16 protein-coding genes, 1 tRNA gene, 1 other RNA gene and 1 pseudogene are annotated in these 20,152 nt (G+C 61.5%); 10 read left to right on the forward strand and 9 right to left on the reverse strand.

What is annotated here, in order from left to right:
• Window positions 1–22 precede the first annotated feature (22 nt).
• Both ACZ5B4_RS11585 and ACZ5B4_RS11590 read right to left on the reverse strand, forming a co-directional pair.
• Window positions 23–901 carry a hypothetical protein gene (locus tag ACZ5B4_RS11585; RefSeq protein WP_464911391.1) on the reverse strand — a complete coding sequence of 293 codons (879 nt, stop codon included), beginning with the start codon at window positions 899–901 and terminating at the stop codon, window positions 23–25.
• 19 nt (window positions 902–920) lie between these two features.
• The gene (locus ACZ5B4_RS11590) at window positions 921–1,277 is read right to left on the reverse strand and encodes a helix-turn-helix domain-containing protein (protein ID WP_464911392.1); all 357 of its coding nucleotides are present in this window, start codon (window positions 1,275–1,277) and stop codon (window positions 921–923) included.
• A gap of 235 nt (window positions 1,278–1,512) precedes the next feature.
• On the opposite strand from ACZ5B4_RS11590, the gene ACZ5B4_RS11595 reads away from it, so the two are divergent.
• On the forward strand, window positions 1,513–2,169 hold the full coding sequence (locus ACZ5B4_RS11595) for an ATP-dependent DNA ligase (RefSeq protein WP_464911393.1): 657 nt from the start codon (window positions 1,513–1,515) through the stop codon (window positions 2,167–2,169).
• Window positions 2,166–2,516: pseudogene (locus tag ACZ5B4_RS11600) on the forward strand (hypothetical protein); the annotation flags it as partial. The gene ACZ5B4_RS11595 and the pseudogene ACZ5B4_RS11600, both read left to right, overlap by 4 nt.
• A gap of 273 nt (window positions 2,517–2,789) precedes the next feature.
• On the opposite strand, the gene ssrA reads toward ACZ5B4_RS11600, so the two are convergent.
• Window positions 2,790–3,152, reverse strand: a transfer-messenger RNA (tmRNA) gene (gene ssrA / locus ACZ5B4_RS11605).
• A 568-nt stretch (window positions 3,153–3,720) separates the two neighbouring features.
• Here ssrA and ACZ5B4_RS11610 point away from each other — a divergent pair.
• The 5 genes from ACZ5B4_RS11610 (at window position 3,721) to ACZ5B4_RS11630 (ending at window position 7,974) form a co-directional block, all read left to right on the forward strand.
• A complete protein-coding gene (locus tag ACZ5B4_RS11610; protein ID WP_464911394.1) occupies window positions 3,721–4,053 on the forward strand; it encodes a hypothetical protein in 333 nt (110 codons plus the stop codon).
• A gap of 679 nt (window positions 4,054–4,732) precedes the next feature.
• Window positions 4,733–4,805 (forward strand) — tRNA-Gly (locus tag ACZ5B4_RS11615).
• A gap of 42 nt (window positions 4,806–4,847) precedes the next feature.
• On the forward strand, window positions 4,848–6,434 hold the full coding sequence (tig, locus tag ACZ5B4_RS11620; RefSeq protein ID WP_464911395.1) for a trigger factor: 1,587 nt from the start codon (window positions 4,848–4,850) through the stop codon (window positions 6,432–6,434).
• Between the two features lie 220 nt (window positions 6,435–6,654).
• Entirely contained in the window at window positions 6,655–7,290 is a 636-nt protein-coding gene (locus ACZ5B4_RS11625; protein WP_464911396.1) for a ClpP family protease, read from the forward strand.
• Between the two features lie 78 nt (window positions 7,291–7,368).
• A complete protein-coding gene (locus ACZ5B4_RS11630) occupies window positions 7,369–7,974 on the forward strand; it encodes an ATP-dependent Clp protease proteolytic subunit (RefSeq protein WP_464911397.1) in 606 nt (201 codons plus the stop codon).
• A 42-nt stretch (window positions 7,975–8,016) separates the two neighbouring features.
• Here ACZ5B4_RS11630 and ACZ5B4_RS11635 read toward each other — a convergent pair whose 3' ends face one another.
• Both ACZ5B4_RS11635 and ACZ5B4_RS11640 read right to left on the reverse strand, forming a co-directional pair.
• Entirely contained in the window at window positions 8,017–8,958 is a 942-nt protein-coding gene (locus tag ACZ5B4_RS11635; protein WP_464911398.1) for an AAA family ATPase, read from the reverse strand.
• A gap of 562 nt (window positions 8,959–9,520) precedes the next feature.
• Entirely contained in the window at window positions 9,521–9,859 is a 339-nt protein-coding gene (locus ACZ5B4_RS11640) for a HesB/IscA family protein (protein ID WP_464911399.1), read from the reverse strand.
• 312 nt (window positions 9,860–10,171) lie between these two features.
• Between ACZ5B4_RS11640 and ygfZ the strand changes: the two genes are divergently transcribed.
• Window positions 10,172–11,200 carry a CAF17-like 4Fe-4S cluster assembly/insertion protein YgfZ gene (ygfZ, locus tag ACZ5B4_RS11645; protein WP_464911400.1) on the forward strand — a complete coding sequence of 343 codons (1,029 nt, stop codon included), beginning with the start codon at window positions 10,172–10,174 and terminating at the stop codon, window positions 11,198–11,200.
• A gap of 98 nt (window positions 11,201–11,298) precedes the next feature.
• Here ygfZ and ACZ5B4_RS11650 read toward each other — a convergent pair whose 3' ends face one another.
• Window positions 11,299–11,796: a carboxypeptidase-like regulatory domain-containing protein gene (locus tag ACZ5B4_RS11650; protein WP_464911401.1), complete on the reverse strand. Its 498-nt coding sequence runs from the start codon at window positions 11,794–11,796 to the stop codon at window positions 11,299–11,301.
• Window positions 11,797–12,160: 364 nt separating this feature from the next.
• On the reverse strand, window positions 12,161–13,282 hold the full coding sequence (locus ACZ5B4_RS11655) for a DUF1559 domain-containing protein (protein WP_464911402.1): 1,122 nt from the start codon (window positions 13,280–13,282) through the stop codon (window positions 12,161–12,163).
• 491 nt (window positions 13,283–13,773) lie between these two features.
• Here ACZ5B4_RS11655 and ACZ5B4_RS11660 point away from each other — a divergent pair, with 491 nt between their 5' ends.
• A complete protein-coding gene (locus tag ACZ5B4_RS11660) occupies window positions 13,774–15,108 on the forward strand; it encodes a glycosyltransferase (protein ID WP_464911403.1) in 1,335 nt (444 codons plus the stop codon).
• 83 nt (window positions 15,109–15,191) lie between these two features.
• On the opposite strand, the gene ACZ5B4_RS11665 is transcribed toward ACZ5B4_RS11660, so the two are convergent.
• Window positions 15,192–16,805 carry a sigma-70 family RNA polymerase sigma factor gene (locus ACZ5B4_RS11665; RefSeq protein ID WP_464911404.1) on the reverse strand — a complete coding sequence of 538 codons (1,614 nt, stop codon included), beginning with the start codon at window positions 16,803–16,805 and terminating at the stop codon, window positions 15,192–15,194.
• Between the two features lie 1,252 nt (window positions 16,806–18,057).
• Here ACZ5B4_RS11665 and ACZ5B4_RS11670 point away from each other — a divergent pair.
• Complete coding sequence (locus ACZ5B4_RS11670) at window positions 18,058–18,474, forward strand: cupin domain-containing protein (RefSeq protein ID WP_464911405.1); 417 nt, start codon at window positions 18,058–18,060, stop codon at window positions 18,472–18,474.
• Between the two features lie 22 nt (window positions 18,475–18,496).
• Here the strand turns inward: ACZ5B4_RS11670 and ACZ5B4_RS11675 are convergent, their stop codons facing one another.
• On the reverse strand, window positions 18,497–20,008 hold the full coding sequence (locus tag ACZ5B4_RS11675) for a BBP7 family outer membrane beta-barrel protein (protein WP_464911406.1): 1,512 nt from the start codon (window positions 20,006–20,008) through the stop codon (window positions 18,497–18,499).
• Between the last annotated feature and the right edge of the window lie 144 nt (window positions 20,009–20,152).

Raw genomic sequence — 20,152 nt, forward strand, 5'->3', positions numbered from 1 at the left:
GTCCGACTGCAACGACAAACGGCTAAATGTGCCGCAGCAGAATCGCTTGGTAATAGGTTCCTTCACCGAATGAACGCGAAATGTCACGCGGAATGAAGATGGACTTTTTTGGATTCTTCGTGTTCTCCAGAACGGCCGTTTCGAGCCGATATTGCTCATCGGACTGCATGTTGTCCGTTGACTGAATGAATTCCTTCAGTTCAACGACGAAGCGGCAAGGCGAATAGCCGGGCTGAGTCGATTTACGTCGCTTCGGCTGGTTCATGCGAATATAGGTCAACTCACGAAAGACCAGTGGTAGCTCGACTCGCCACTCCGTTGTGGGAACCGTACCCTGTCTCGCCAACGCAACCCGCATCGCCTCATTCACGTCGGCCGCAAACTTGGCGAGATCGACTGGTTCATCGAGCAGCGATGTCTTTAAAGTAACGGCCCGTTCGACAATGGCTGAGGCATTCAACGGTACAGTCGCATCCATGTCGATCTTCGCAAACTGAAATGCCGCCGTTCCTTTTTCGCGATTGAGAGTCACATAGAACGCCCCAACACCAAAACCGTCAGGCAATGCAGTGAACGACAATCCGGCTGATTCACATGCGTTGCGAAGATCATCGGGAAACGAGTCTTGAAATCGTCGTTGCAGTTCCTTCAACTCGACTTCCAGCGAGTGCCGTAATCTCTCGACCGATGGTGCTGACGGGGCAGACTTGAAAGCGTCCAGATCGGAAATCAGAGCCGATACTTGGGCAGCGACCGGCTTGGTCAGCAATACCTTTTTTGTTCGAGCCAGTCGAGCCTTCAGTTTCTTGATGAACGCAGCAAGTTCGTTCGCCTGATTCTCAGCGTCCTCAATTGTTTTGAGGAACGCCGCTGCATCAGGATTTGCGTTAGTCCCTGGCATGAAAATCCTCCCCGGTCATTCACCGTCGTTTCTTTGTTCGAGTTTTGCCCCGCCCTACTGTCACTTGAGCCAGCAGCCCATCGAGAGTCTTGTCATCCAGACCCGCAAGTGTTCGGAACGCATCGGGTCGTTCTCGGACCCGTTGCCTGATTGCGGCTGGCACTTTGTCCGCTAACAACAGCAGTTCCTCTTCGTCTGCTTCGAGAACGTCTGCCAGCTTGTGGATGAATTTCTCGGAGGGGTAGTCGCCGAAGTGGAGGTTTTCGTTCTCAACCTTGCTGATGTACGTGTCGCTGACGCGCATGCTTTCGGCCAAGTCGCGTTGGGTCAGACCCCGCTGCGTCCGAAGTTGTCGAACTCGTTCACCGAACTGCATTTCTTGCTGTTCCTTCTCATCTATTTCCCCCTATAAACACCCTACCCGCCTTGTACTTTTCAGTCAAGCTGGCCGCTGGTCAGTTGGTGCTTGTGCCGAAACGACCAATCGAACGGCTGGAATGGTTCCGGTGGAACAGTTACCTCCGCCCAAAGCCCGCACCATCAGCCGGGTACACAGACCGGCGCCGTGAATGTCCACGCCGCCGATCTGGCACTTCAGAAGGAGCCGTCCCTTGAAAACGCTCGCAGAACTTCACACCGAATGTGCGGAACTGGGAATCACGATCGAGGTCAACGGCAGGCCAAGCAAGGAACCATACATCGCCGCGTTGAGGAATCACCATTGGGCGCGGGAACATCCGGGTGAGCCGTTGCCGTCCCAAGTCTCGCCCATGTTGCTGGCCGACTGGCAGGACCTCGACACCGTTACGGCCGGTGAACTCGAAGCCGATCATCACGCCCGGATCGTGCAGGAGAAGAAGGACGGCGTTCGGGCACTGCTGCATATCGACGAACACGGTGTTCGCATCACCGGCCGATGCACGAGTGAAGTCACCTGCCGGCTGAGCGAGTACCAGGCGAACTTGCCTCACCTGACGTCTGGAATGGATTCCATCGCCGGCACAATCCTCGACGGCGAACTGATTTGTTCGCAAGCGGAAGTAGACACCGGCAACACGGCCACCACCTCACCGTTGCAAGCCGCCGTCGCCGTGTTGGCCACGAGTCCCGACTATGCGGCCGAGATACAGAACGACGAACGGACCAAGCTCCGCTTATTCGTTTTCGACATCCTGAAATTGCCAGGAAAGGACGTGACCCGTCTCCCGCAAAGATTTAGTACTCCGACGGAGAAACACGGGCGAGGATTTCCATCCTCTCGTACATGACGGGGCTTCGCCCAAGTGAACCGGCGAGTTTGACGCCGGGAAGTTTTGATCTCGACAAAACACCGCCTACGGTGACTGTGGCCGCCCCAGTTTCCAAGCACCGCCGCACCGATGCCTCGCCGCTCCATCCCGACCTCGTAGTGATGCTACGCGAGTGGTTGGAGGAATTCGGAACTGACGAGCCGTTATTTCCGAAGCCGGCACAGCGTGGGACGTGGCTGATGGTCAAGAAAGACCTTGAACGAGCAGGTATTCCATACTTCACGCCCTCAGGCGTGGCGGACTTTCACGCGGCCGGACGCCACGCTTACATCACGGAGTTGCTCAGAAATGGCGCCAGTCTCCCTGAAGCTCGCGAATTGGCCCGGCATTCTGGTATCAAGGTGACGATGCGGTACACTCACATCGGCATCAACGATCAAGCCAGGACTTTGGCCGCCGTCCCGAACCCTTGTCAGTATATTGTCAGCAATTCGGCCGTCTCAGAGGGTCGAGAAGCGGCGGGAGATGACGCTGACAGTCAATCAGAGGGTGCGGGCGAGGAGAACAGAAGTCCTGAAGCAGCGTCACCTTCTGACACGAAAAAGGAAGAAGGGGCACCGGATGACTCCGGTACCCCGAATTGGAGGCGGCGGGAATCGAACCCGCGTCCCGTGACATTTCGGCACCAGCTTCTACGTGCGTAGCCGATTCTTTGCTTTCTCGTCGGTCGGGCCGCCAATCGGCAGGCTGCCTTCTCGACCAGTCGAGGACGGGGATCTCGTCTCGGGCGTTCTCGACGTGACCCGAGACCAGTCGGAATTGGCGGCCGACTTTCAGGCCCCTCCGACGGGAGCCATCAGTCGGGGCTGCGCGTTTTTAGGCAGCCAAGGCCAAGCTATGGTTGGCACTTATTGTTGTGACCGGCTTTTTACGTGGGCCACCGATCAACCACGGCACGCCGCTGGAACCTCAACCTGTCCGGTCGAAGCCAGTTCGCCCCCGAAACTTTACATTTTATTTTATCGGCCGAGCTTCGAAAAAGCCACAGCCGCCGGCGGATTCCGCGCCGCTGGTATCAATTTCGGCGGCACCAGTATGCGGTCCCCCGTCGCGTCGGATTGGGCACGGAGCCTCACCCTGGAAAGGAATGATCTCCGGAGTCCGTAAGTCCGGTTCACGAGTGATTTCACGTCTCCGCGATGGCGGAGCGGCAAAACACCAACCGCAAACGCGAAGCGGGACAGACGGCTGGGATGCTCGACGCGGATTCGATGCTGAGCGGTTGCGCAGTTTTCTCCTTTGCAAGCTATGTTTCCATCAAGACGGCCCGGGTTGCTTTTTTGAGGTATCGCTGCGGCGGTAGGCCCTTTCCCCGCCACCCCAGCAATACCCTGTGCCGGTGGGTTCCGGCCGCAGCCGACGGGGGGAATCTTCGCCGGCTCCTCTAACTAAGAATACGTGGCCGGCGCGAAGTTGATGACGAGCTTGCCCATTCGGCGGCATACCGCGGCCAATCCGGTCGGCCTTTTTCCGGAGGCGGGCGGCCCCGGGGGCACGGAGACTGGGAACATGAGCGAACCCATTGCAAGCACATCCGCGGACGTGGCGGCTTCCGCGGGCGACCACTGGGCGGAGTTTTTCGCTCGTTGGCCCAGCGGTGTACCCCAGCGGGGCATCCTTGTTACTCTGTTCGGCGAGCAGATCCCGTTCTCGGCCTTCTTGCACCGCCCGGGCATCTTGTTCGTGGAGCGGACGACCCCTGACCAATTGGGGGGGCGTGCCCTCCTCATCCCGTTCGAACAAATCGCCGCCGTGAAGTTCCTGGACGTCGTCAAAACGAAGGCATTGGAGCCCTGCGGTTTCCGTCAACCGGAGCGGGCGGGCGGATCTGAGCGCACCTGAATAGGGAGGATGAACAGGGCGAAATCGGTCGGTGTGTCCGCAGCCTCGGACGAGATCAGGCGGAGCGAGGCAAGAGCGGCAGGTCTCGCGAGAATCACACGAAAAGGCCAAAAAAGCGGACGAGCGGATCGCGCCCCAGAAGAGACTGCGCGTCCGCTCGTCCAACGAAGCGGGGGTTGTGCCTCAATGAAATCTAGGGTGCCGGGCACCCTAGAGAACGCTGGAATCGAAGCCGATCGGGATCAAACGCACAAAACACGGCTGGCAGCTCGGTGCTCGCCGCATGGCGCGTCTGAATCGGGGTTCCAGCAAGTCCTCAATTCGCCTCCCCATGGTGGGGTTCACCTATTGAGGGCTTTGCCGGAACCCGCGTTCTCCCGATCAACTTCTTCTAACCTATAATTGCCGCGTGGTCGCGCGGCGCACGCACGGCGCCTACGGATTTTTGGGGGCCGACAAGTTCAGGGCGGGCTCGGCTGGTTGCAGGGGTTGCGGTTCGATCTGCGGCTGTTGCCGGGCCTTTCCATGGGAAAACGGCCGCGGATGGCATGTTCGATGCGGACAATCGGCGCAGTTGCCTCCGGGACGCTCTCAGGGTACTTGACGCGGAACGCCAATCCGTTACAAAATGAGAAACGTCGATGGTGAGCCGGAATCACGTCGCCTTCGGCCTTCGATCGCGGGTGTAGCTCAGGTGGTAGAGCACGACGTTGCCAACGTCGTTGTCGTGGGTTCGAGTCCCATCACCCGCTCTTTCAGGTGACAATCGTATTTTTGTAGCCCCGGGTTGCTCCATGACCTCTTCCAACCCCTCCGAATTCGACCAATCCCTCCCATCCTCCTCCGGCGACAAGTCGGTTTCCGATGCTTCCGGCGAACACGCGGAGGAAACCCGGGCGGAGTTGGAGCAAGCCGTTGCGGTTGCCGGCGAACAAGCCGAAGGGGAGGATTTGGACGAGGCCCCGAAGCCGCCTTTGGAGTACGAGTACGCGATCGAGGAAGTGGAGGCTTGCAAGCGTCGCGTCCTGGTGACGATTCCTCAGCGCGAGGTGCAGCGGTTCTTCGCCGACGAATTGATGGAAATCAAGGACACGGCCGCGGTCCCGGGTTTTCGGCCGGGTCACGTTCCGCGAAAGTTGCTGGAAAAGCGTTACTGGGTCGAGCTGAAGGAATCGCTGAAGGCCAAATTGATGCTGGCGGCCTTCGAGGATTTGTCCGAGAAAAAGGCGTTCGCGCCGATCTCCGATCCGGATTTGGACTTGGCCAAGGTGGAATTGCCGGACGACGGCGATTTCGTGTTCGAATTCAGCATCGAGGTCCGGCCGCAGTTCACGATCGAGAATTGGAAGGGGTTGAAGCTCCAAAAGCCCGTCTACCAAGTTTCGGACGCCTTCCGTGATCAGCGGGCCCGCCAATTTCTGGAGTCCCAGGCCGAGTTGACGGAGGTGGACGGCCCCGCCGAAATGGGCGATTACATCGTCGCCGATCTGACGTTGAGGTTGGACGACCGGGTCATCAATTCCGCGGAAGACGAGACGATTCGGATTCGCCCCACGCTGAGCTTTTTCGACGGAATCGCCGAGAAATTCGGCGAGACCATGGTGGGCGTTCGGGCCGGGGAGACGCGGACTTGCTCGGTCACCGTGTCCCAGGAGTGTCGCGATCCGGAGTTGGTCGGCAAGACCGTCGAGGCGGTGTTCAAAGTTCGGGCCGTGAAGCGGCACGACCTGGCCGGTCTGGCACAGCGGTTCGGCACGACCGAAGCCAAGTTGGCCGAGGAGATGCGCGAGGAGCTGGATCGGACGTTGGCCGTGCGGCTGGAGAGCAAGCGGGCGGAAAGCCTGCGGAAGCAGGTGCTGGATCAGTTGATCGGCCAACTCAGCTTCGAGTTGCCTCGCGACTTGGTCAAGAAGCAGACGATTCGGGAATTGCGGCGCATGGCCCTGGAAATGCAGTCGCAGGGCTATTCCGAGGAGGATATTCAGCGGCAGCTCAATCTACTGCAACGCCAGGCCGGAGAAAAGGTGGACCGGTTGTTGCGGGAGCACTTCGTCTTGGAGCAGTTGGCGGAGCAGGAAGGCATCGACGTCTCCGAGGAAGATCTGGAACGCGAGGTGGTTCGCATCGCGGAGCAGACGAACGAAAGCCCGCGGCGGGTGCGTGCGAGGATCGAGCAGGAGAATGCCTGGGACGTGCTGCAAAACCAGGTCACCGAGCGGAAGGTCATCGAGCGCGTCTTGGAGTTCGCGGAAATCGAAGAGCGGACCGTCAACATCGAAAAAGAAGCGGACGACGAGGAGCTGGAGTTCGCCCTGTCCGGCAGCGTGGCTCGGACCAAGTCCGACGAGACCGCGGAACCGTCGCAGGGCGGGAACGATTAGCGGTTTACGCAATCGCTTCCGGCTCGCGTAGATTTCCGAACATGGCGAAGAACCGCGCGGATCGACGCGGTTCTTTTTTTGGGGCTATGCTTGAAGGGTCGCGAGGGCTTTGCGGAGAACCGTCGATCGACGTTCGCGGTTCGGCCGTGCCCCGAGCGGCCTTGTGCTCGTGCCGAATTTGGTCCGAAAGGACGGCATCGAAGAACGATAGGAACCGACCATGGACGATCCCCTCCTTGCCTTGCGTCCCATCATGGACCCCGTCGCGAGCTATCGCGATTACCAGCGGCAACGGCAGTTGACGTTGGGCGATTTGCTGCTGGAAAACCGCATCATTTTGCTTCAGGGCGTCATCCACGACGGGAACGCCAGCGAAGTGATCATGAAGCTGTTGTATCTGCAAAGCGAGAATCGGCGGAAGGAGATTCACTTTTACATCAACTCGCCCGGCGGCAGCGTGAGCGCCACCCTGGCGATCTACGACACCATGCAGATGGTCAGTTGCCCGGTCGCCACGTATTGCGTGGGGCTGGCGGCCAGCGGGGCGGCCGTGCTGTTGGCCGGCGGAAGCAAGGGACGGCGGCTGGCCCTGCCGCACTCCAAGGTGATGATTCACCAACCCTACGGGCAGGTGGGGGGGCAGGTCTCCGATATCGAGATCCAGGCCCAGGAGATCCTCCGCACGCGGGACCTGCTCAACGAGATTTTGGCCCAGCACACCGGGCAGCCGCTGGAACGCATCGCCAAGGACACCGATCGCGATTTCTATATGACCGCGGAAGAGGCCAAGAATTACGGTGTCGTGGACGACATCCTGAAGAAGCAGGCGGTGGAAGAAGAGGAACAGAACGCTTGATCGAGTCGGCGCCGAGCGGCCGCCGCAGGGCGGGTTCGGCTGTCCGCTTTTCGCGCATTCGCCAGGGAGACGGACCCCATGACACTGATACCCTTCGTAATCGAACGGACGGGCCGAGAAGAGCGGGCGATGGACATCTACAGCCGCCTGCTCAAGGATCGCATCGTCTTCATCGGATCGCCCATCACCGACGAGCTGGCCAACGCCGTGGTGGCCCAGCTCTTGTTCCTCCAGTCCGAAAACCCCAAGGCCGACGTCCACCTTTACATCAACTCTCCCGGCGGCAGCGTGTCGGCCGGGCTGGCCATCTACGATACCATGCAGTTCGTCCGCTGCGACGTGGCGACGTATTGCATCGGGCAATGCGCGTCGATGGCCGCCGTGCTGCTGGCGGCGGGAACCAAAAATAAACGCTTCGCCCTGCCCAATTCCCGGATCATGATCCACCAGCCGATGGCGGGCATGGAAGGCTCGGCCTCCGATATCCTCATCCACGCCAAGGAGTTCAGCGCCCTCAAGAAACGGCTCAACACCATCCTGCTCAAACACACGGGGCGGCCTCTGGAAGAGATCGAGCGCGACACCGATCGCGATCGCTTCATGTCGGCCGAGGAAGCCCGCGACTACGGTCTGATCGACCAAGTCATCGAACGTGCTCCGGAGATGGAACCGGCGAGTGCGTGAACGCCCTCCCGCTCACCCGCGCGGACGGGGCGCGGCGAAGGCTCATGCGGGCACGGGCACCTCCTGGATCAGCCGCGCGACTAGCGATTCCACCGCCTCGCGCTGATTGCCGTGCAGGTAACCCTGCGGAATGACGCGGTGCGCCAAGACGGGCAAGGCCAGGGTCTGGATGTCGTCCGGGACCACGTAATCCCGGCCGGCCAACATGGCCGACGCCTGGGCCGCCCGGTACAGCATCAGCATGCCGCGGACGCTGGCCCCCACCCGCAATTCCGGGCACCGCCGCGTGGCATGCACCAGTTCCAAGAGATACTCGTCCATCTCCCGCGTCGTTCGGACTTTGCGAACCGCCGTCTGGAGCGTCAGGATCTCCTCCGCGGTGGCCACCGGTTCCAAGGATTCCACCGGCTCGCCGTTTTGGTGCTGCGTCAAGAGTTGCAGTTCCCAATCCCGGGCGGGGTACCCTAGCGAGATTCGCAACAGGAAACGATCCATCTGGCTCTCGGGAAGCGGATACGTGCCTTCGAACTCGGTGGGATTCTGGGTGGCGATGACGATGAAGGGCTTGGGTAGAGGGTAGGTGTGGTTTTCCACCGTCACCTGCGACTCGCTCATGGCCTCCAAGAGGGCGCTTTGAGTACGAGGCGTGGCGCGGTTGATCTCGTCGGCCAGCACGACGTTCGCGAAGACAGGACCGGGATAAAACACGAATTCCCGCTTCTCGGCGTGGAACAGATTGCTGCCCGTGATGTCGCTCGGCATCAGGTCCGGGGTGAATTGGATGCGTTGGAATACGCCGTCGATACTCCGCGCTAGGGCCTTGCCCAACAGCGTCTTGCCTACCCCGGGCACGTCTTCCAGCAGGATATGTTCTCCGGCGAACAGGGCCGTCAGGCAAAGGCGGATGACTTCGTCCTTCCCCAGCAGCACGCGGCTAATGTTGGCGTGCAATCGGCGGACAACCTCGGGAGATCGGTCGAACATGATCTGGTCCCAAGAGACGGATTTCGATCGCTGGGGCTCCGCGGCGCGGCAGCGAAGGAGAACAGAGTGGGGCCGACGGTCAACGCCGGGTTCTTTGCCGCCGGACCGACGGCTTCAAGACGCGGCCCGTTCCCTATCAGAAAGAACCCCGCGACGCCGGTTTCGGCATCTGGTATTTTAGCCGAGCCGAAGGGTGAAGAGAAATCGGCGTGGAAAAAGGCGCGGGCAGCTTCCCGCAAACGAACCTGTTGCGTTGATCCGGCGAGCCACGGAGCGAGACCCTCCCTCGTTCCACACCTCGATGGGCGGCCGCCATTCCGCCGACTGGGCGGGAAGCGCTGCATCGCGTCCGCACATCCACCAGCCCCTGCCGCAACCTCCCGCGGCTGCGAGACCGTCGGAGCAAGGCTTTACGAAACGCGACAAAAGGGCCGCCGTATTCGCAGAAATCGCGGGCGAGGAGGAAAATCGTCGGTCACAACCCGCGAAGAATACGGCGGCGAATAATTCGTCTGCGGCTCGAACGGTTGCCGGGCCGGCCGAGGCCGTTGCGACGGATCTCTCAAGACACGGCAAACGACGTTCCGCAGCCGCACGTCTTGACCGCGAGGGGATTGTTGAAAACGAATCCCTTTTGCATCAGGGAATCATGATAATCGATCGTGGTGCCTTGCAAGAATCGCACGCTGGCGCGGTCCACGACCACGCGGACGCCCAGGCATTCTCCGACCACGTCATCCTCGGAAGCAGGTGACGCGTCGAAATCGAGCCGATACTCGAAACCGCTGCATCCGCCGCCCACCACGGCAACCCGAAGGGCCGTCTCCGGCGACATGCCGTTCTCAGCAAGGACTCGCTTGACCTCTTGTGCGGCTTTCTCTGTCAACGTGACCGGTACCATGTTCTCCAATGCACTCCTTTCCCTTCAGGACACTTGTAGCGATATTTCCTGACAATACTTTGTGGAATCTTGCATCCCGCTCTTTTGACGGTACAAACCTCAAACCCACGTGCGTGCGTGATCCGAGCGACGGGCTGCATCGCAAGTGCAGTACCCGAAATCACGCCCATGCCAATTGTGAACGGGAGTCCCCTAATCTTACGCCGCGCGTATAATAACGTCAATTCCCATAGCGTATATTGCGGCAAATACCCCCGCAGGTTCTGTCAACGAGATAAGTCCAGGGATTTGGGATCACGCGATCGAATGTCAATGAGCGCAACAGGCGAAGATTTGCGGGCTTATGCGGCCGCCGTGGAGGAGGGCCGATGCCTGGTAGAGTTGCCCGGTTCAACGGAAATCGTTGTCCGGGGTCGGGAAGCGCGAGATTACTTGCACCGGCTCTGCTCGGCCGATCTCCGCGCCCTGAATCCGGGGGAAGGTATTCCCGCTTTCTTCCTCGATGCCCGAGGCCGAACCGTGGCGCTGGTCGATATCTACCGGGAGCACGACGGCTTTGAGATCACCTCCGCCTGGGGGCAAAGCGGTACCATCCTGGAACACCTTCAGCGCTATCGCATTCGAGAACAAGTAACTTTTGAGGACGCCTCCGGTCGACGGCGGCAATTTCGCTTCTTTGGGAAAGGAGCCGCCGCCCGATTGCAGGCCCTGCTCGACGCCTCGCCCGCGAGCGGCGACGCGCCCAACCTGGAAAACCGGTCGGTGTGCGCCGGCCGCTCCGGTGATCACGGTACGTTCCCGATTGCGGGAAATCCGGTGACTGTTCGCTGCATTCGTCGCGGTGATTGGGAGGCATTCGCCCTGGTATGCGAATCCGAGCATGGAGACGATCTGGCGGGGCGAGCGGCAGAGTGCAACGCGGTCGCGGCCCCCCTGCCCGTTTGGGATGCCGTTCGCATCGAGCTTGGGCTGCCCGAGTTCGGACGCGACATCAGTCCCGACTGCCTCGGCCCCGAAGTCTCAACGGATCCCCGCGCCATTTCGACCACCAAGGGCTGCTACCTGGGCCAAGAGACGGTGGCGCGGTTGGAGGCGCATGGGCACCTCAATCGTAAGCTCCGCGGCCTGCTTTTCGGAAATGAGATTCCCGCGCCGGGGACCGGGCTGCTTTTCGAGGAGAAGCCGGTGGGCCGAGTTACCTCGGCAGTCTATTCCCCCTGTCGCGGTAAGGGCGTGGGCCTGGCCATGGTGCGAAGAGAGGCATGGAATGCCGGCACGGTATTGGTATGGCAAAAAGGGGAGGCCGTTGTGATCGACCTCCCCATGGCAACCTCGCGTTGACGGGACACAAATACCCTGCATCAGCCCGGGATACGAGCAGCTCCGTGCTTCCTCCAATCCCAGCCTGTCTCCAGCCGCCGACCGTCTCGGCACAAGCACTATTGAAGTTGGATGTCGTAGGTGTTGGACTTGGCCTCGACCTTGAAACTTAGGCCGGAGGTAGCCGGATTGGCATACTGCGCCGGCAAGACGTTCTTGGGCACGGGCACTTCCTCGCCGGGCACAGGCGGACGATAATCTTCTTCCGAGCCGCTCCCACCGCCTGTGGGACCGCCGCCTTCGTACTTCGTGACGGAAACCAGGTATTCACCCGGCAAGGCCCCGTCACCCTTGGCAAAGGTGCCGAGCTGATACCGGCCCTGCTCGTCGGTCACGGCACTGGCCGCTTGGGGCCCCGTTTGGCCAGGCCCGGCCTGCTCTTTCGGAGAGAACGTCACAGTGGCACCGGCGACCGGCTGACCGTTCATGGTGACGGTTCCGGTAACCGGATAGGTCTTTGGTTTGGCAGTCCCGCGATTGCACGCCCCACCCAGGACGATCGCCGCCACCGCTGCGCCGGCGAGAACGATCGTACACCTCGCAACGTAGTTTTGCATCGCACCCTCTCCAAATAGAAGTTTCCACCCGCTGTTGAGAAATAAGCGACAAGCCGCCCCGATCGGCGCCCCCTTGCCGTCGCGGCGAGCCGTGAGATCGCGGTAGAACCTTCACCGCAGCCGCAAGCTCCGCAGTGAGCAAGCGAGGCAACGGCAAAGCCTGCACCGAACCTTGAGGCTCACCGCGACGTGACGCCGATTTGGCAGGTTAACATACCGCGCCGCACCGGGCTTGTAAAGCCTCTGGGCAAAAACACTCGCCCCCTCGGATAGAGAGGCGCACCGACTCCCACATCGGCTTGCGCCGGCGGCTCGCAGCAAGGACGGAACACGCCGCCGCGAGCCGCCCCCTGGAGACCGCACGTTACGGGACTGAGACCGTCTCGCTTCCGGACTTGGATCCGAGCGCGCCCCAAACGCCGTACAAAGAAGGCCCGTTCTTCGGCTGCGTCGCATTAGGCGACAGGGTGCCGGTGTCGATCGTCTCGCTGATAAAACGCACGGATCCGTCCACAAGCAAGGCGTTCACACCGCCGGGGTGCCGACTGGTGGGCGGCAGGACCATGTGAGCCTGGTCGCCCCAATTGGCAGTGTCTTCCGAACAGGATGGGCTGTTGGGCGGCAAAACGGTGTTGAAACCGACGTAAGCCGGTTGGCCGTCCGTCCAGGCCACTCCCGTGCAACTATTCAGCGTCAGTCCGGCCGTGTAGTACTTTCCGTCGGTGGTCGGTCGGCAATTGATGGGGTTCGTACGCAGGCCGCCGACCCCTTTGACGTAGGCCATGATATGCTCCGTACCTTTTGCAACGCTGGCGACGCCGGCCGAAGAATGACCCACACCCCGGCCATGCGCGACGCGCTCACTCATGGCGATCGTGTTGCTGGTCCCGTCGATCACGTCCGCCATCGAATAGGTTCGACGGAAGCCGAACATGCCGCGGACGTCTTGATCGTCTCGAATGTTCTCGACTTGGTCACCCACGCAGAAAGAATAACTGTTGAAAGGATCGTTCTTGTTGGTGACGCCGTTGTCGGACGGGCAAAGCAATATATCGGGCGAGTTCCGCCAAACATCCCACCAAGCGTTCCAACCCGCCGGTCCCTCCGGAGGAGACACAGGGTTGCCGCCCCCCGCGCGGATGCGGTCGTACAACGGGGTCTGTTCCATGAAGGGCAACAAGGGGATGAAGCCGCTCTTCCTTTCGTAATTTGACTCGACGCCGTTCCAACTCGAAGCTGTCGCCGTACCGCCCTTGCGATATGGAAACACTTTGTTGACATCATGATAGTTTTGCAGTGCCAAACCCAATTGTTTCAGGTTATTGGTGCACTGCGACCGACGGGCGGCCTCACGGGCGGCCTGCACAGCCGGCAAAAGCAAAGCGATCAAGATACCGATAATGGCGATGACCACGAGGAGTTCCACCAACGTGAATCCCGGCCGGTCGCGCCGACACTTAACCCCATTTGAACTAACACGTGCCATCTGTTTGCCTCCTGAACATGGAGAAAGGAAGGATTAAGGATTAAGGATCACGGAGCTCCAGCCCATCTGGATCTCCGCGGCGATTGCTGCACCCCTGAACAGAGGTATTCTGAGGCGGAACTAATCAAACTATACTTGGATTATGCTCGTCTCTCTCATTCTGGTCAAGTTTTTGGCGCCTCCATTTCCTTTAGGTCTTACGGTGGCCGGGCTCGCACGTTAATCCTTCGCCACCGCAGCGTTCTCGAAAGGCCTCAAACCAAGATTTTTCCCGGCAGTCGGCGCTTGCCCAGTCGCGTCGCAAAACCGCCACCCCTGCCGTAGTGGAATTGTCCCGTTTCGTGTTATTGGCTAATTTGTACCGTCATGTGGCTTGACTACTTGCGTCGCCGCATCGCAAACGGTTGACGCGCGGCCGACCACGACTTCGGCCGCTACGGCGCATCGGGGGCAAACATTATCTGCGACGTTCCTTCCATTCTTTTGCTATCATGGCACGACCCGACATCTCCATCATCATTTGCACCTACCAGCGGCCTCGTAACCTGCGGCTGTGCCTGCTGGCCGTGGCGGCCCAGCGAGACTTTCCCTACAAGATCGAGCTGATCGTGGCCGACGACGGCTCCCGGGACGAGACCCCCGAGGTCGTGGAACGGTTCCGGCGCGAGACGGGCCGGCCCGTCCGGTTCTGCACGCACCCTCACCGGGGCTTCCGCCCCGCGCTGGCTCGCAACGAGGGTTTCGCCGTTTCCACTGCGCCCTACGTCCTGTTCTTGGACGGCGACTGCCTGATTCCGCCCGACCACTTGGCCGCGCATTTCCGCCTCCGCCGCCCCGGTTGGGCACTGACCACGGACGCCGTGCGATGGGACCGCGCGACAAGCGAGGCGTGCGGCGAGGAAGATGTCCTATCCGGCGCTTTTACGCGGCGCGTGCCCCCGGCCGAGCGACGGCGTCTGCGATTCGCCCATTGGAAAGCCCTGCTGTATCACCGCCTGCGACACCCGACCAAGCCGCGACTTCTGAGCGGCAATTTCTCCGCATGGCGGCGGGATATCGAGGCCGTCAACGGCTTCGATGAGAATTACAACGGTTGGGGCTGCGAAGATGACGACGTGGGCATCCGCTTGCATCAACGGGGCGTCCGCGTCTATTCCATCCGGCGGCAAACGCACACGTTCCATCTTTGGCATCCTCCCGTCGATTCGGTGCCCGCCAAGATTCGGCACGGGCGGAACTACGAATACTTCCGCCGCCGCGGACGGCTCGCGCGGTGCCGCAACGGCCTGGAGAAGCGGGAATTGGGCGACTTGCGGGCGATCGTCTCCGGTCTGGAGCCGGGCGATCCTTGGCTACGGTGTTTCGTCCGATCGGGACTCCGCCTCGTGGTATTCCCCTCGGCCGACTCGATCTTATCCCGACCGGAGCCGAGCCCTGGTCCGGCGTGCTGGATGGCAGGCCCCGCCGGCCCGGACGAACCGTCGGATCGCTTCGAACCCGGCGTGTACGACGGCGATCGGCGGCAATGGCGGACGGAGCGGTCGCACGTTCTGGAGACGACGGCCGTGGCCGACCCTCCGCCGAACGATTCTGCCGAACCCGAAATCGAAATCGCCGTTTGGCCCCGGGTGAAATCATTCCGCGGGCAAGTCGATTGCCGCGTGCTGCTCATCACGGAAGCCGGTCTGCCCGATCGGCGTCTGCTGCGTCAAGCGGACATCGTGCTAGGCCCTTGGGGCACCCCGCCGGCCGGACTGCGGCTCGTCGGCGGCACGAGCTATTTCCCGATCGCTCGGCTGGAATCGGCCCTGGCGGGCATCCAATAACATTGCCGGCGGCTCGCGCCGGCGTGTTCGTCCCACGCATCCCCGAGCCGCCGGTGGAATCTGCCCTTCAAGTCACCGCTACGTCAATCGAGAAAACCGACCAAGTCTTGGCTGCGGGACGGTTGCTGGAGCTTGCGGACCGCCTTGGCCTCGATCTGACGGATGCGTTCTCGGGTCACTTTGAAGATGTGCCCTACCTCCTCCAAGGTGTAGCAGTAGCCGTCGCCCAATCCGTAGCGCAACTTGATGATCTCGCGTTCGCGATAGCTCAAGGTCTTGAGGACTTTGTTGAGCTTCTCGCGGAGCATCTCGTTGGTGGCGCCGATGGCCGGGCTTTCCGCCCCGCGATCGGGCAGGAGGTCGCCGAAGTGGCTGTCCTCGCTATTCCCCACCGGGCGATCCAGACTGATGGGGTAGCGATTCATGGTCAGCACTCGTTGGGCGTCGTCGGCCGTGGTCTCGACCGCGGCGGCCGTCTCCTCCAGGGTCGGCTCGTGTCCTAACTCTTGGAACAACTGCCGCGACGCGTTGCGCACCCGCGTCATGGTCTCGGACATGTGGACCGGGATGCGAATGGTGCGGCTTTGGTCGGCCACGGCGCGGGTGATGGCCTGCCGAATCCACCAGGTGGCGTAGGTGCAGAACTTGAACCCGCGGCGATACTCGAACTTGTCCACCGCCCGCATCAAACCGGCGTTACCCTCTTGAATCAGATCCAAGAAGCTTAACCCGCGGTTGCGATACTTCTTGGCGATGGAGACGACCAACCGCAGGTTGCCCTCGGACAGCGCCCGTTTGGCGGACTGGTACTCCTCGTACACCCGTTTGACGTATTGCACGCGATTCCGCAAGCTGGCGGGCGTCTCTTGCGTCAATCGCAAAATATCGCGGCACTCCTTGATCCAGGGCTTGCGTTCAGCGGCGGGCCGCCCCGATCGGGCGTGCTCCTCGATCCGGGCCTTCAGCTCATCCACGCGGCTGCTGAACTCCTCCAGCACCCGAATCATCGGCTCCAGGCGTTGCGTCCGCAGCCCCAGTTCCTCCGCCAGGCGGACGGCGCGGCGACGCGAACGCCCCAATCGCTTCCAGGCGGCTTGCCGCTCTTGCATGGGCCGAGACTTGCTCAGCGCGATCCAGTAGTCCCGCCGATTCCGCTTCACGATCACCTGCAAGGTCTTCAGGTTGTGCGGCAGCCGGCCGAGAATCTGATCCTTCTCCAGGTGGTCGCTGACGGAGACTTGAACCGTGCGATCGAAGGGGAGCTTTCCCTCGTCCACACGACTGAGAGTGCGCACCGCCTGCTGCATGACGTAGTCGCACTCCAGGAGTTTGCGGCGGAACTTGGCCCGGGTCACCTCGATCGTCTTGGCCAAGGCGATTTCCTGCTGGCGCGTGAGCAGCGGAATCTCGCCCATTTGGGTCAGATACATGCGCACGGGATCGTCGGACCAAGACTCCTCCTCGTCGCCGGTGACGGCGATTTCGTCCTCGTCCTCCGCCTCGCGATAGGCTTCCTCGCTCAGTTCGTCGGCGACGTCGAGGTCATCGACGACGTCTTCCTCGAGAATCTCGTCGCTCATCTCCAGCAGGCTTCGGCCCTGAAGTTCGTCCTCATCCTCATCGCCCGGTCGCAAATCCAAATCGTCGTACAAAGCATCGGATTCGTACAAAGCCTTGTCTCCTCTATGCAACGACATCGCCAGGCCAACCCGCTACCCGACACGCCATCTTGCCCGCAACCTCTCACGATACCGCGTCCCGAAAGCATTTCCCCTCAAAAGCTACGAACCGAGACATGGCGCGAGAAATCGTGAAATCGGGCGGAGAACCTCGCCGGAACCCAACAAGTGAGAACGCGGAGCGAAACGTGAACTTGCCCCCCGGGGCTTCCCTGCAAATGTCGAAAGACACCGGACCTAGCGCGAAACTGTCCGCCGAAAAAGGCGCAACATTCGCACGGTTAAACCGGTACGATCGCCCTCGGACAAGAGGGGCAACGCTGCCTCTCCACGGAACGGCTACTGACTCGCCCGACGCCACGCACCACTTGCTGAGTCCGTTAGGAACGGCCGCGCCCCAGATGTGATTTAAGGCGGGATAGGTAATGCTTTCTCACCCGCGTGCCTCTTTTACCGAGGCTGGGTTGCATGGGGCCCGTCGTTCAATTTTACACAAAAATCGGCCCGAGTCCAATGCGGTTTTACAGAATTCCAAGCCCGGCGGAAAACTCGATCAAGATACGAAAAATCCGTGAGATTTTGGGTAATCTGCGTCGTTTCGGAGCACCAAAGGAACCTCCGCTCGAATCCCGTCCTGTCATAGAGATCCGTTCTTTTTGAGCCTCCAGCCTGAGCTAGAGTGCCAGCGGTTCCAGAGCCTCCAGCGTGAGTTACAGTGCCACGGGTTCCAGAGCCTCCAGCGCGAGCTGGAGGTGTCTTCGGCGCTGCCAACGATTGAGCGTCGGCGCGGACCAACGGCAGCGCGCACCACCGATTACGCTGGCGGCTCCAGGGTTCGCGCGAAATTGCCTGGAGGGACGCTTTCCGTCGCGTCCGCCGACATGCCAAGCGACGCCCCGTTCCGCCCCCCGCCCACGACAGCTCGTGGCCCTCCACCCTTGGAACCACACCGACGCGCGGCCCTCCACAATGGCGGGCTTCCCGCCCGCGGGTCGGTGATCACCCGGTTAGCCCCGCCAGGATCGACGGTATGCGCTCCGAAAACGCTATTCTTCATCACGCACAGAAGGCTCGTCCCGCTTGTAACGGCCGTTGTTCGGCGGGGAGGCGAAACACGAGGGCACCACCGGTCGGCGCCGGCGACTCCCAGTTTTACACTACCACTTGTCACCTTTTACACTACCACTTATCGCCGTCGGCTGCGGACTTTTTTGCCGGCGGCAGGGGGACCTGCGGTGCTAACATGGATCCCAAAGGGACGACGCCGGCCATGACGCCTCATGACTTACGCCACGCCATCATCCATCGTCCGAGCGGGGCGCCGGAACGGACCCGGCCTCTGGGGCCCTACCTGTTGGAGTCGCTGATCGAACCCGAGGAGGAACGGGCGGCCACGTGCTATCGCGTCCGCGTGGAACCGCACAGCCGCACCGCGGTCAGCTACCATCGCATCGCGGAGGAGTTCTACTACGTGCTGAGCGGGCGAGGCACGGCCATCCTGGACGGGCGACCTTACGCCGTGAAGGCCGGCGACTTTCTCCGCCTTCCGCCCGGCACCACCCACGCCTTCGCCACCGACGATGTGCCGCTGGAAATGCTGGACATCCACATTCCCGGCTCGCGACCGAACCGGGACGTGTACTTCGTGGATGGACGTCCCGAGGGTTTTTCCGGCGACGGCGGGTGAGACGGCCGCCGCGGCACGGCCTTCAAAAGCGGAACTCGCCCCCCGCGAACGCCCCGTGCAGGACCAAGCCCGCGTTGTCGTCGATCGCCAGGATCGCGTCCTGGATGTCCACGACGTAGGGCGGGAATTGGTGATCCGCCAGAGCGATGCCGGTCGCCGCCACCACGCGATAGCCGATGAACGCGGTCCAACGGGGCGCGAATCGCCAATCCAACCGGATATCCGCCTCCGTGAGAAAGGCCACGCTGTTTTTACTGGAGATGGCGGGATAGCTCCCCGGCACCGGATCGCCGACGGGGGGATTGGGATTCGGGCCGAACAACTCGCCGTCTCCGCGGTAGGCGTCGAAGCGATTGCGGATATGGTTGTTGTAGATGCCGAATTTGGGAACCAGAGACAACGTCACCGTCGGGCAGACCCGCCACGCCATGTCGAAGCCCAATTGACCGCCGATCAGATTGTTTTCCGCGCGGTCCGAGAGGAAGCCTTCCTCGGCGGGATCGGCCCCCCAAGCCCCCGCGTGTGCCCGGGATGAAAACCGCAGGCTCTCATCGAAACGGAAATAGCGAACGCCCAGCAGCCAGTCCAACCGCAACGGGTCGTCCTCCCAGGTCGGCCGATAGTGGAAGAGGTTGATCTCGACGTTATGCACCTCGTTGCGGCGATCCAGGCGTTGCTCGTACACGCCGAAGAAAAGATCGGCGGGTAGGCCGGGAAGGGCCGGATTCGCGTAAACCACGTCCGTGAAATCGAGCGTGGTGCTGACGAATTGGGGGTGCGTGACGGAGGCGTCGCCCCGCATGTCGGTGAACCCCCAGTACGTGCCCTCCAAGGCCCAGGTGCCGCAGGGGTCTCGCCGACCGATGGTGACCTGCCAGCCGCCCTGCCAATCGACCCGGGCGTCCTGCCCGTTCATCAACTCATTGGCATTGTTATTGGATTGATAGCTGAACCAGACGCGGTTGGGCTGGTTGCGGCCCATGATCAGGCCCGCCGCCCGGGCGTACCACAACCGGTTGCAGGCGGGATCTCCCAGCCATTGGCATCCCGCCGATTCCGCCGCGTTCGGACCGCAAACCTCCGCCTGCTCCGAAAGCATCATGCCCAGGAGCGAAGATTCCGTCGGCGATCGACCGGCGCTGGGCGGAACCGTCTCGCCCGGCGATAAAGGCAGGATCAGGTCGGACTCGGGCAAGGCCGGGGCGTCCGTCGAAGTCGCCGAGATTGGGGCGCCGGGCGAGGAATACCACGAGTTGCCGGCATATTGGGGTACGGCCCCGTAGCCGCCGTTATTGGTCGTCTCGGAATACCCCGACGGCCCGAACGCCGACCCCGCCTGTCCCGCATACGGCGAAGCGTTCGCGGTCGGGAGAGGTTGGACCCGGGACGTTTCGGTCAAGGTCGGCGCCAACGGCCGCGGTCGCGCCGCCAGCGGCAGCAGGTCCGGTGCCGCCGTCAAACCATATTGGGCCGAAACCTCGTTCGCGGACCAGCCCAACATCCCGCAAAGAACAATCACACGCACTACCTTCATGGATTCACCCTTGATCGCCCGTCCGTCCGGGGTCAATACCCCAAGGCTCCGTTCTCGCGGCAACGCTTCTTCGGAAAGTGCCGAATTGCACCGCCATGCGCAAACAGCACGCGGAATCGGTGATTCCTGATTAGAGAATCGTCC

The organism is Thermogutta hypogea, assembly GCF_055386265.1.

What these genes read in the sequence shown, in the direction of transcription:
- ACZ5B4_RS11610 (WP_464911394.1), top strand. Translation starts at nt 3,721, where the DNA reads ATGAGCGAACCCATTGCAAGCACATCCGCGGACGTGGCGGCTTCCGCG.
- ACZ5B4_RS11585 (WP_464911391.1), bottom strand. Translation starts at nt 901, where the DNA reads ATGCCAGGGACTAACGCAAATCCTGATGCAGCGGCGTTCCTCAAAACA.
- ACZ5B4_RS11635 (WP_464911398.1), bottom strand. Translation starts at nt 8,958, where the DNA reads ATGTTCGACCGATCTCCCGAGGTTGTCCGCCGATTGCACGCCAACATT.
- ACZ5B4_RS11625 (WP_464911396.1), top strand. Translation starts at nt 6,655, where the DNA reads ATGGACGATCCCCTCCTTGCCTTGCGTCCCATCATGGACCCCGTCGCG.
- ACZ5B4_RS11590 (WP_464911392.1), bottom strand. Translation starts at nt 1,277, where the DNA reads ATGCAGTTCGGTGAACGAGTTCGACAACTTCGGACGCAGCGGGGTCTG.
- ygfZ (WP_464911400.1), top strand. Translation starts at nt 10,172, where the DNA reads ATGAGCGCAACAGGCGAAGATTTGCGGGCTTATGCGGCCGCCGTGGAG.
- ACZ5B4_RS11650 (WP_464911401.1), bottom strand. Translation starts at nt 11,796, where the DNA reads ATGCAAAACTACGTTGCGAGGTGTACGATCGTTCTCGCCGGCGCAGCG.
- ACZ5B4_RS11640 (WP_464911399.1), bottom strand. Translation starts at nt 9,859, where the DNA reads ATGGTACCGGTCACGTTGACAGAGAAAGCCGCACAAGAGGTCAAGCGA.
- ACZ5B4_RS11655 (WP_464911402.1), bottom strand. Translation starts at nt 13,282, where the DNA reads ATGGCACGTGTTAGTTCAAATGGGGTTAAGTGTCGGCGCGACCGGCCG.
- ACZ5B4_RS11660 (WP_464911403.1), top strand. Translation starts at nt 13,774, where the DNA reads ATGGCACGACCCGACATCTCCATCATCATTTGCACCTACCAGCGGCCT.
- tig (WP_464911395.1), top strand. Translation starts at nt 4,848, where the DNA reads ATGACCTCTTCCAACCCCTCCGAATTCGACCAATCCCTCCCATCCTCC.
- ACZ5B4_RS11665 (WP_464911404.1), bottom strand. Translation starts at nt 16,805, where the DNA reads ATGTCGTTGCATAGAGGAGACAAGGCTTTGTACGAATCCGATGCTTTG.
- ACZ5B4_RS11630 (WP_464911397.1), top strand. Translation starts at nt 7,369, where the DNA reads ATGACACTGATACCCTTCGTAATCGAACGGACGGGCCGAGAAGAGCGG.
- ACZ5B4_RS11670 (WP_464911405.1), top strand. Translation starts at nt 18,058, where the DNA reads ATGACGCCTCATGACTTACGCCACGCCATCATCCATCGTCCGAGCGGG.
- ACZ5B4_RS11675 (WP_464911406.1), bottom strand. Translation starts at nt 20,008, where the DNA reads ATGAAGGTAGTGCGTGTGATTGTTCTTTGCGGGATGTTGGGCTGGTCC.